General features: G+C 72.5%; 6 protein-coding genes. 3 read left to right on the forward strand and 3 right to left on the reverse strand.

What is annotated here, in order from left to right:
- Nucleotides 1-15: 15 nt before the first annotated feature.
- Both AB0I88_RS27755 and pgm read right to left on the reverse strand, forming a co-directional pair.
- Nucleotides 16-1,551, reverse strand: coding sequence for a GGDEF domain-containing protein (locus AB0I88_RS27755; RefSeq protein WP_361030692.1), 1,536 nt, complete (start codon nucleotides 1,549-1,551; stop codon nucleotides 16-18).
- Between the two features lie 79 nt (nucleotides 1,552-1,630).
- Complete coding sequence (gene pgm / locus AB0I88_RS27760) at nucleotides 1,631-3,271, reverse strand: phosphoglucomutase (alpha-D-glucose-1,6-bisphosphate-dependent) (RefSeq protein ID WP_361030695.1); 1,641 nt, start codon at nucleotides 3,269-3,271, stop codon at nucleotides 1,631-1,633.
- Between the two features lie 94 nt (nucleotides 3,272-3,365).
- Here pgm and AB0I88_RS27765 point away from each other — a divergent pair, with 94 nt between their 5' ends.
- Together AB0I88_RS27765 and yaaA are read left to right on the forward strand one after the other, a co-directional pair.
- Nucleotides 3,366-5,171: a copper resistance protein CopC gene (locus tag AB0I88_RS27765; RefSeq protein WP_361030698.1), complete on the forward strand. Its 1,806-nt coding sequence runs from the start codon at nucleotides 3,366-3,368 to the stop codon at nucleotides 5,169-5,171.
- A 48-nt stretch (nucleotides 5,172-5,219) separates the two neighbouring features.
- Nucleotides 5,220-6,014, forward strand: coding sequence for a peroxide stress protein YaaA (yaaA, locus tag AB0I88_RS27770; protein ID WP_361030701.1), 795 nt, complete (start codon nucleotides 5,220-5,222; stop codon nucleotides 6,012-6,014).
- Nucleotides 6,015-6,018: 4 nt separating this feature from the next.
- Here yaaA and AB0I88_RS27775 read toward each other — a convergent pair whose 3' ends face one another.
- Nucleotides 6,019-6,564 carry an FKBP-type peptidyl-prolyl cis-trans isomerase gene (locus tag AB0I88_RS27775; RefSeq protein ID WP_361030704.1) on the reverse strand — a complete coding sequence of 182 codons (546 nt, stop codon included), beginning with the start codon at nucleotides 6,562-6,564 and terminating at the stop codon, nucleotides 6,019-6,021.
- A gap of 347 nt (nucleotides 6,565-6,911) precedes the next feature.
- Here AB0I88_RS27775 and AB0I88_RS27780 point away from each other — a divergent pair.
- Nucleotides 6,912-11,035 (forward strand): MMPL family transporter (locus AB0I88_RS27780; protein ID WP_361030707.1); only part of this gene is annotated, 4,124 nt, incomplete at its 3' end.

Here is an 11,035-nt window from a genome sequence, read left to right on the forward strand (position 1 = left end):
GTGCCTCCGGGCCGATCAGGACCGTGGCGGTGAGCAGGCCGAGCCGAGGGTGGGCGTCGAACACCGCGGCCGCGCGGGCCAGCGAGCCCCCGCCTTGGCGGCGTACATCGCGATGTCGGCGTTGCGCAGCACCTCGTCGGCGGTCTCGCCGGGCTCGGCGATCGCGATCCCGGCGCTGGCGTGCACCAGCAGGTGCTGGTCACCGACGGTGAAGGGGTCGGCGAGGGACTGGAGCGCGCGCCCGGCGGCGGCCTCGGCGGCGGCCGGGTCGTCGAAGGGCAGCAGGACGGCGAACTCGTCACCGCCGAGCCGGACCGGCATCTCCCCGGCCGTGCACTGGGCCCGCAGCCGCTGCGCCACCTGGAAGAGCATCTGGTCACCGGCGGCCGGCCCGAGCGTGTCGTTGATCATCTTGAAGTCGTCGATGTCGATCAGCAGCGCGGCGGCCGGCTGGTGGGCGCCGAGACGTTCGGCGAGCGCCACGGTGAACCGGGCCCGGTTCGGCAGCCCGGTCAGGTTGTCGCTGAGCGCCAGGCGCTCCAGTTCGGCCTGCTGACGGCGGATGCCGCGCAGCGCCAGCGTGTTCTCCCGCAAGCTGAGCAGCTGCCGGGCGACGACGCAGCCGGCGATCAGCAGCGCGCCGATGATCACCGTGAGCTGCCGGGCGCTCATGTCCTGGGCGCTGACGCCGACGACCAGGCCGGCCGTGGCGGCGACCGCGACGAACGGCAGCAGGCTGAACACCGACCGGGTCGGGTACGACACCGTCTGCCCGTCGGGCCGGTCGAGGGCACGCCGCTGCAGGTAGGCGCCGGTGCTGAGGGCCACGCCGACGATCGGCAGGGCGAGCACCGACAGCGCCATCCGGGACCAGTCGCCGCCGGATACCAGCACCATCGGGGTGACCACGCTGGCGATCGGGACGGCGATGAGCGTCCGCAGCGCGGCCCCGTCGACGACCGTCTCCGGGGTGGCGGCGGCCTTGCCGACCGTCACGGCCAGCAGCACCCCGACGACGCCGACGACCGCGGCCACGACGCGGGTGCCCAGTGAGGTGCCGGCCGGGGCGTGGGCGAGCACGACGTACCAGAAGACGAGGGCGCTCGCGACGGCCACCGTGCAGCCGTCGAGCACGACCTGGCTCCAGGCGGCCGCGTTCCGGGTGGGGCCGGGCAGCCGGAGGAAGGCGACGATCATCAGGCCGACGCCGGCCAGCAGCGGGACGCCGATGACGAGATCGATGCCGGTGTCGTTGTTGGCCCAGATCGCGGCGGCGACCGCGCCCGCCAGCAGGCCGATCCCGCCGTACTCCATCCGGTTCCAGAACACCCGGATCGGGCCGGGCAGCCGGCCCGCCCGGGCGATCCGGCGGCAGGCCGACACACCGGCGGCCATCGCGACCGGGCCGCCGAGATAGCCGAGGAACACCTCGTCGGCACCGCGGACCAGCAGCCATGCCACGACCCCGAGAACGGCCCAGACGGCGACCAGCACGGGCGCCAGCCCTCCCGACCATGGCCGGGAGACGCCGGCGTTCTCGGTTTCGCTCATCGGCGCGGTTCGGCTCCTGCCCGGTAGTCGCTCCTTACGGTCTACTCGTCGGCACCGGAGCCTCGAATCTGAGGAGAAGTCAGCCGGACAGTGCGGCGGACACCACCGCTTTGGCCTCCTCCTGGATCCGGGCCAGGTGCTCCGGGCCCTGGAAGGACTCGGCGTAGATCTTGTAGACGTCCTCGGTGCCGGACGGGCGGGCCGCGAACCAGCCGGACCCGGTCACCACCTTGAGGCCGCCGATCGCCGCGCCGTTGGCCGGGGCGGTGGTCAGCACCGCGGTGATCTCCTCGCCGGCCAGCGACGACGCGGTGACCTGCGACGGCGACAGCTTCGCCAGGATCGCCTTCTCCGCGGGAGTGGCGGGGGCGTCGATCCGGGCGTAGGCGGGCTCACCGAACCGGGCGGTCAGCTCCCGGTAGCGCTCGCTGGGGGTCTTGCCGGTCACCGCGAGGATCTCGGCGGCCAGCAGGTCGAGAAGCAGGCCGTCCTTGTCGGTGCTCCACGGGTTCCCGTCGCGGCGCAGGAACGACGCGCCGGCGCTCTCCTCGCCGCCGAAGCCGATCGACCCGTCGAGCAGGCCGGGCACGAACCATTTGAAGCCGACCGGCACCTCGTCGAGACGGCGGCCCAGGTCGGCGGCGACCCGGTCGATCATCGAGGAGGACACCAGGGTCTTGCCGACGCCGGCGGAGGACGGCCAGCCGTCCCGCGACGCGTAGAGGTAGGCGATGGCGACCGCGAGGTAGTGGTTCGGGTTCATCAGGCCGCCGTCGGGGGTGACGATGCCGTGCCGGTCGGCGTCGGCGTCGTTGCCGGTGGCGATCTGGAAGGCGTCCTTGCGCTCGATCAGCGAGGCCATCGCGTACGGCGACGAGCAGTCCATCCGGATCTTGCCGTCCCAGTCCAGGGTCATGAAGCCGAACCGCGGGTCGACGAGCGGGTTGACCACGGTCAGGTCGAGCCGGTGCCGCTCGGCGATGGCGCCCCAGTACGCCACGCTGGCCCCGCCGAGCGGGTCCGCCCCGATCCGCACCCCGGCGTCGCGGATCGCGTCGATGTCGACCACCGACGGGAGGTCGTCCACGTACGTGGCGAGGTAGTCGTACCCCTGAACGCTCTCCGAGGCTCGGGCCGCGGCCGCGGTGACCCGCCGCACGTCCTTGAGCCCCGCCGCGATCAGCGCGTTGGCCCGGTCCTGGATCCACCCGGTGGCGTCGGTGCCGGCCGGCCCGCCGTCCGGCGGGTTGTACTTGAAGCCGCCGTCGTCCGGCGGGTTGTGCGACGGCGTCACCACCACACCGTCGGCCTTGGCCCGCGCCGACCGGTTGTGGGTGAGGATCGCGTGCGACAGCGCGGGCGTCGGCGTGTAACCGTCCCGGCTGTCGATCAGGACGGTCACGTCGTTGGCGGCGAACACCTCCAGCGCGGTGATCATCGCGGGCTCGCTCAGCGCGTGCGTGTCACGGCCCAGGAAGATCGGGCCGGTGGTGCCCTGCTCGCGCCGGTACTCCACGATCGCCTGGCTGGTCGCGGCGATGTGATCCTCGTTGAACGCGGTCCGCAGGCTGGACCCGCGGTGCCCGGACGTCCCGAAGGAGACGCCCTGCCCCGCCCGCCCCGGATCCGGATGCTCGGTGTAGTAACGCGAGATGACCTTGGGCACGTCGATCAGGTCGGCCGGTTCGGCCGGCTTTCCGGCGCGGGGATGATTGGGCATGACGGCTCCCTCGGGGACGGATCTGGGCGCTGCCACGGATCGTATCCACACGCCCTCCTTGAACCTTTCCCCACGCCGATCCGAACTACCTCATGTGACCCGGGTCTTACTGTTCCTGCTCGTCCTGCTCACCGGCACGCTGGCCCTGCCCGCCGCGCCGGCCGCCGCGCACGCCGCGCCGGTCGGCGCCAGCCCCGCGCCGGGCAGCCTGAACAACTCCGCGCCGTCCGAGGTAACGGTGACCTTCAGCGAGCCGGTCACCCCGGTCGAGGGCCGGGTGCAGGTGATCGCCCCGGACGGCGAACGGATCTCCGGGGAGGTGACGGTCGACCGGACGGTGGTGCGCATCCCGATCCGCGAGGCCGAGCACCCGCTCGGCACCTATCTGGTCAGCTTCCGGGTCATCTCGGCGGACAGCCATCCGGTCGGCGGCGCGATCACCTTCTCGGTGGGCGCGCCCTCGGCACGCCCCGAGGCGCCGGTCGAGGCGGCCGGGGCACATCCGTCGGTCACCGCCGCGATCCCCGTTCTCAAGACCATCGGGTACGCCGGACTCACCCTGATCGCCGGCCCCGCCCTGTTCCTGGCGTTCCTCTGGCCGCGGTCGCGATCCCGGCGCGGCCCGCTGCTCGCCGTCCGGATCGGGCTGGGACTGACCGCGTTCGCCACCGTCGGCGCGCTCGGCGCCCAGGCACAACAGGGCTCCGGTGCCGCGTTGTGGCAGGTCGGCTCGGTCGAGCTGGGCGAGGTGCTGTCCAGCCGGTTCGGTTGGCTGCTGCTGGGGCGGCTGGCGATTCTGGCGGCGCTGGCCGTACTCCTGCCGGCCCTGCTGCGACGGCCACGACGGACCGTGGCCGTGCCGCAGACCGCGCCCCGGCCCGTTCCGATCGGGGCGGGAACCCCCGCGCTCCGGCCCGTTCCGGTCGGGGCGGGAGCGCCCGCGCCCCGGCCCGTTCCGGTCGGGGAGGGAACACTCGCGCCGCAACCGGCGCCCGCGCCGAGGCCGCGCCCGCGGGCCGAGTCGCGCCGGGCCCGGGCGTACGCGGTGCTCGGGCTGTCCGCGGCCGGGCTCACGACGTGGCCGCTGACCGGGCACGCCGTCGCCGCCCCGCTGCCGGTGGTGACGGTGAGCGCCGGGGTGATCCACATGGCCGCCATGGCGGTCTGGATCGGCGGGCTGGTCACGCTGACCGTCTTCCTGCTGCGCCGGACCGAGCGGCGGGTGCTCGGGGTGATCCTGCCGGTCTGGTCGCGGTGGGCCGCCCTGTCGGTGTTGTGGCTGGTCCTGGCCGGAGCCGCCCAGTCGGTCATCCAGCTGGGCCGGGTGAGCGCGCTCTGGGAGACCGATTACGGCCTGCTGCTGAGCGCGAAACTCGGCGTGCTGACCGTGGTGCTGGCCGTCGCGGCCGGCGCGCGCCGGACGGTGAGACGGTGGTCCGGCGGGACCGGGCTGCGCGGGCTCGCCGGGATCGAGGTGGTGGCGACCGTGCTGATCCTGGGGCTGAGCTCGGTGCTGGTGCAGGTGGACCCGGGCCGGATCGCGGCCGCCCAGGACCGGGCGATCACCGGCGCCGGCAAGTCCGAGACGCTGACCAGCGACCTGTACGCGGTCCAGTTCAACATCTATCCGGTGGAGCTGGGCGAGTACAACACGGTGCACGCGTACCTCTACGCGCTGGACGGCTCGCCGATGCGGGCCGAGGAGTGGCAGGTGACCGCCCGGCTGCTGGACCCGGCGCTGGAGGCGGTCGCGCAGCCGCTCGCCCCGCTCCCGGCCGGCAATCAGGCCCTCGGTTCGATGTCGTTCCCGCTGCCCGGCACGTACGAGATCACCTTCACCATCCGGGTCAGCGACATCGACCGCGCCAGCGTCCGGACGACCGTGACCGTCGAGAGTTGACGGGCGGGCCGCGACGCCCTCGGCGGGGCACGGGCTAATGTTCCGCCCGTGCTGATCCTGCTCCCGCCCTCCGAAGGCAAGACACCTGCCACGTCCGGCGCGCCCGTCGACCCGTCGTCGCTGTGGCTGCCGTCGCTGACCACCGCGCGTACCCGGGTGCTGAGGAAGCTGGTGGCGCTCTGCGCGCGGAGCAGCGCGCGGTCGGTCGCGGACAGTCTGGCGGTGCTCGGGCTCAGCGAGGGGCAGCGCGACGAACTCGCCCGCAACGCGTCGCTGGAGTCGGCGAGCGCCGCACCGGCGTCCGAGATCTACACCGGTGTCCTCTACGAGGCGCTGAACCCCGGCGACCTGCCGGACGATGCCCGCACCTGGATCGGTGCGTCGGCGATCGTCTTCTCCGGGCTGTGGGGCGCCGTCCGCCTCGGCGACCGGATCCCGGCCTACCGCTGTTCGGTCGGTGTCACCCTGCCGGCGATCGGGGGGCTCACCGCGTACTGGAAGAAGGCCCTGCGGCCGGCCCTGGACGCGGCGACCGCCGGAACGCCGGTGCTGGACCTGCGCTCCGGCGCGTACGCCGCGATGTGGGCGCCTCCGGAGAACGCCGCCGTCGTCAAGATCCTGCACGAGCGGATCGTCGACGGGGTGGCCAGGCGGTCCGTGGTGTCCCACTTCAACAAGGCCACCAAGGGCCGCCTGGTCCGTGCGCTCGCCGTCGAGGGCGCCGCACCGGGCACGGTGGACGAGATGGTCACCGCGCTGCGCGACCTCAAGTTCACGGTCGAGGAGCGTCCCGGCCCGGCCGGCCGGCCCCGTCAGCTCGAAGTGATCGTCACCGAACTGTAGGCGGTCACTTCGCGGACAGGATGTCGACCACGAACCGCAGGTCGCCCCGCTCCGGGCCGTAGGCGAGGGCGGCCGGCACGTCGAGCTGGATCCGGCTGCCCACCTTGCGCCCCGGGATGCCCTTGTCCCAGCCCTGGATCACCTGTCCCACACCGATCTGGGTGACGTACGGCTGGGACACGCCGTTGGTCCACGACGAGTCGATCTGCTGGCCGGTGCTGTAGGAGATCAGCTTGTAGTTGACCGTGATGGTCTGCCCGGCCTTGACCGCCGCACCGGTTCCCGGCACCAGCTCCTTGACGGTCAGCTCGGTCACCGTGCCGGTGCCGGGCTTGACGTCGGGCTCCTGGGTGAGGGCAGCCGGACCGGAGGCGGGGGCCACCGACGCGGGCGGCGCCGGGGCGGCCGCCTGGGCCGACGCGGCCTGCGACGGCTCCGGGGCGTCGCCGCCGTCGCGGACCACGGAGAACACCACCACCAGCACCACGAAGACGAGCGCGCCGCTCAGCACTCCGGCGATGGCCTGACCCCGGCGCTTCTTGTCGTTCATTCGTAAACCCCTAGGTGTCGGAAACTCCGGACACGCTACTCAACGATGGGATGCAGCCGGTGGAGAACCTCCCCCGAATCGCCGAGGGGGATGATCAACCGTAAGGTCCCGACCCGGCTCCCCCTCTTCACCCGGGACCTACGGGATGAGATCGTTTAGCGCTCTGCCACCGACGCTGGAGGATGACCGCTGCCTATGTCATCTCCTGCCGGGTGTCCGGAACTGGCAAGATCTCGGTCAGGTGGATCACCGACGCGACCTTCGACCAAACATGCGGCGGGGTCGCGCTGCAGGCCGCGACATTGAGCTGACCTGCGTCAATCGGAGAAACTCGAAAGGGGAAACCTGTGTTCGCGGGCTGGGGATCACGGATCGCCCGCCTCCGGTGGCCGGTCCTCGTCGTCGCGCTCGTCGCGGTCCTCGGGGCGGGCCTGTGGGGCTTCGGCGTGTTCGGGCAGCTCACCGAGGGCGGATACAACGACCCGGACAGTGAGTCGGCCCGCGCCGCCGAGGTGGTCGCCGCCGCCACCGAAGGCCGCAGCGGCGACGTCATCGCCATCTACACGCCGGAACAGGGCACGATCGACGACGCCGCGCTCAGCAAGCGGATCAAGGAACGCCTCGCCTCGCTGCCGAGATCGGCCGTCACGGCGCAGACCTCGTACTGGGACAAGAAGGCGCCCACCCTCGCGGCCGAGGACAGGTCCAGCGGCATCGCCGTGGTGACCCTGGCCGGCGCCGACGACGCCGACAAGATGAAGTCGTACGCCGAGATCGAGGACTCCTTCACCGTGCCCGGCGCCCGGGTCCAGCTCGCCGGCGGCATCCCCCTCGCGCACGCCTCCTCCGAGCGCTCGACCGACGACCTGGCGTTCGCCGAGATGGTGTCGCTGCCCATCGTCCTCATCCTCCTGCTGGTCATCTTCGGCTCGCTGGTCGCCGCCTCGCTGCCGGTGCTGATCGGCGGCTGCGCCGTCCTCGGCTCCCTCGGCGTCCTGCACCTGGTCGCGCTGCACTACGAGGTCAACTCGTTCGCGGTCAACGTGGCAAGCCTTCTCGGCCTGGGCATGGCGATCGACTACGGGCTGTTCATGGTCGGCCGGTTCCGGGAGGAACAGGCCGTCCACGACACCGCCGAAGCGGTACGCCGGACCGTCGCCACCGCCGGCCGCACCGTCGTCTTCTCCGCCACCCTGCTGATGACCGCCCTCGCCGGGCTGCTGCTGTTCCCGCAGAGCTTCCTGAAAAGCCTCGCGTACGGCGGGCTCGCCGCCGTCTTCCTCGCCATGCTGCTGTCGCTCACCCTGCTGCCGGCCCTGCTCGCGGTCCTCGGTCCGCGCGTCGACCGGCTCCCGGTCCGGCTGCCGTTCGCGTCGCGGACCAGCACCGGAGGCTGGGAACGGCTCGCCGCACGGGTGCTGCGCCGGCCGGTCGCCGTGGCGGTGCCCATCCTGATCGTGCTCCTCGTCCTGGCGTGGCCCATCACCGACGCCCGCTTCGGCGAGAACGACGAACGCCAGCTCCCCGCCGGAGACCCGTCCCGCGTCGCGGTGGAGACCCTCAAAGCGGACTTTCCGCAGTTCAGCTCGGACGGCGTACAGATCGTCGTCAAGGCGACGGGCGGCCGGAAACCGGACGTCAAAGCTTTCACCGACGCGGCCGGAAAGGTCACCGGCGTCACCGAGGTCGCCGTGACCGGCGGCAACGGCGAGGACGTCGTGGTCCTCACCGCCACCCTGGACGGCACCGGCACGTTCAGCGCCGACGCCCGGCAGACCGTCGAGGACCTGCGCGCGCTCCCCCCGCCCGCCAACACCGAGACGCTGGTCGGCGGCGTCACCGCCCGCAACGTCGACAGCCTCGAAGCGATCGGCGCCCGGCTGCCTCTCATGATCGGTCTGCTGGTCGGGGCCACGCTGGTGCTGATGTTCCTGGCCTTCGGCTCGATCCTGCTGCCGGTCAAGGCCGTCGTGATGAGCGCGCTCAGCCTCTGCGCCACCTTCGGCGCCCTCGTGTGGATCTTCCAGGAGGGGCACGGCGCGTCGCTGCTCGACGTCACGCCCACCCCGCTGGAAGCCGGGATCGTCGTGCTGATGGCCGCCGTCGTGTTCGGCCTCTCCACCGACTACGAGGTGTTCCTGCTCTCCCGGATGGTCGAGGCCCGGACGCGCGGCGCCACCACCAACGAGGCGGTCACCCTCGGCCTCAGCCGCAGCGGCCGGGTCATCAGCGCGGCCGCCCTGCTGCTCATCGTCGTCACCGGCGCGTTCTCACTGTCGTCGATCAGCACGATGCGCTTCATCGGCGTCGGCATGATCATCGCGCTGGTGCTGGACGCGACCGTCGTCCGGGTACTACTCGTGCCATCCGTGCTGGGACTCCTCGGCGACGCCTCCTGGTGGGCGCCGGGGCCGTTGCGGCGGCTTCAGGAACGGGCCGGGCTCGCCGAACACGCGGGAGAGGACGAACCGACCGGGCGTCACGCGTACCGGCCGGCCATCGACGGCACCGTCGTCGCCCGGGCGCTGCCGGCCGCACCCGCCCAGGCGGCGCTCTCCTCCTCCCCGGACACCGTCGTCCTCGACTACGACGCGTACCTCGAATACATCTCCGCCAAGGAGAACGGCACGTCGCCCTTCGGCTTCCCGCTGCCGGCCTCGGCCACCGTCGCCCTTCCCACCCTTTCCGGTACGCCCACCGGCGCCACCTCCGAGGAAGCGCCCTCGCCGGAGGACGGCGTGGTCTCGCCCGGTCCCGAAGCGGAGGACTCCGCCTCTCCCGAAGCCGACGCACCGGACTTCCTCTCTCCTGACGCTCTGGAGCCCGTGTCCCCCGACGCACCGGACTCCGTCTCCCCTGAGGTCTCCCCCGACGCGCAGCAGCCCGTGTCCTCCGACGCGGCGGACTCCCTCTCCCCCGACGCGCAGCAGCCCGTGTCCTCCGACGCGGCGGACTCCGCGTCCTCCGAAGCCGATTCGCCGGACTTCGTTTCTTCCGAACTCGCGGACTCCTCGCTCGATGGCGACGAATCCGCGTCCCCGGGCCTGTCCGAGCCCTCGGCGGACACTGGCCGGCCGGATGCCGCGGACGTCCTGGCGCCCGCGCACGCCGCCGAGGAGGGCTCTCCGGCAAAATCTCTGGGCCCTTCCCCGGAGCGCGATCCGCTCACCTCCGCGAGCATCCCGGCCGCCGCTCCGCCCGCGTCCGAAGGGCTTCCCGCGTCCGGCGAAGCCGGCACGACGCCGACGCCGCCGGAGGAGGAGCCGATCACGTTCGCCGCCGTCGTGGCCCTCGCACCGAACGGGGTCGACCCCCTCTCCGCCGACCTCTCCCGCGTGGCGCGCGGCGAACTGGAACCCGCCGAACTCGCCCCCACCGACCTCACCGAGCCCGGCGGCACCGCGACACCCGAGCAGCCCGACTCCGAGGCGATCTGGGCCGAGGTGGAGGCGACCCTCGCCGCCGGGGTGGAGGCCACCCAGGTCGAGGTGCCCACCCTCGAACCCACCTTCGACGAGTTCGGCGTCTCCGGGACCCAGGTCATCCACCTCCACGCCCCGGAGCCGGAGCAAGCCCCCGCTTCCGCACCGGAGGCCGACGATTCGGCCACCCAGGCGATCCACCTGCCCGCCATCCCCGTCGAGACGGTCGACGCCCCGGACGACCAGGGTCTCAGCACCCTGCCCGAAACCGGCGAGCACACGTCCGGGGCGGTTCCGGCCGATTACGCCGACGCCGGGGTTGCGACCGGCGGGAAGCCCACCGAAGCGGAACCCGGCACCGGATACGATCCGGCGGCGTCCACACCGGCCCACGCCGAACCGGAGCCATTCAACACGACCCACGCCGAACCGGAGCCACTCAACACGACCCACGCCGAACCGGCGATTCATGGCGAACTGTCGGCCGGGACGGTTCCGTCCGACGAGCCTGTGGGGACCGCTCAGGCCCAGTCTCCGCCGATCCTGTCCGACGCCGAGGCCTTGGACCCGTTCTTCTGGCGCTCCGATCCGAGGCTCGCCGACCTCACCGCGCCGGTTTCCGCCCCGTTCTCCTGGCTGGACCACCACACCACTCCGGAAACGACGCCATCGGCGGCGGCGAATCCCGCGGAGCCGGACGAATCTCTCTTCGCGACCGGTTACGAGACGTCGGCACACCCGGACGCCACGCTCCCCCATCCGCTCGCCGACCGGACCGGTCAGCGGCGCCCGCAGACCCTCGACGACTGGCTGGCCGGAAGACCGGCCACCACCCGGCCGGGCGGTTCTCGCTCCCAGGCTCCCGGCGACGTGCCACCCGCGGTGGCCGGGACCCGCCGCCCGCAAACCCTCGACGAGTGGCTGAACACCACATCCGGCAAAACGCCGGACACCGAAGCCACTCCTGGCGACCCGCCCACGACCCGGGCAGACCTGCCGGTCGGCGCTCCAGTCGAGACTCCGGAGCCACCCACGCCCACCGACACACC

Source organism: Actinoplanes sp. NPDC049802 (assembly GCF_040656595.1).
GTDB lineage: Bacteria > Actinomycetota > Actinomycetes > Mycobacteriales > Micromonosporaceae > Actinoplanes.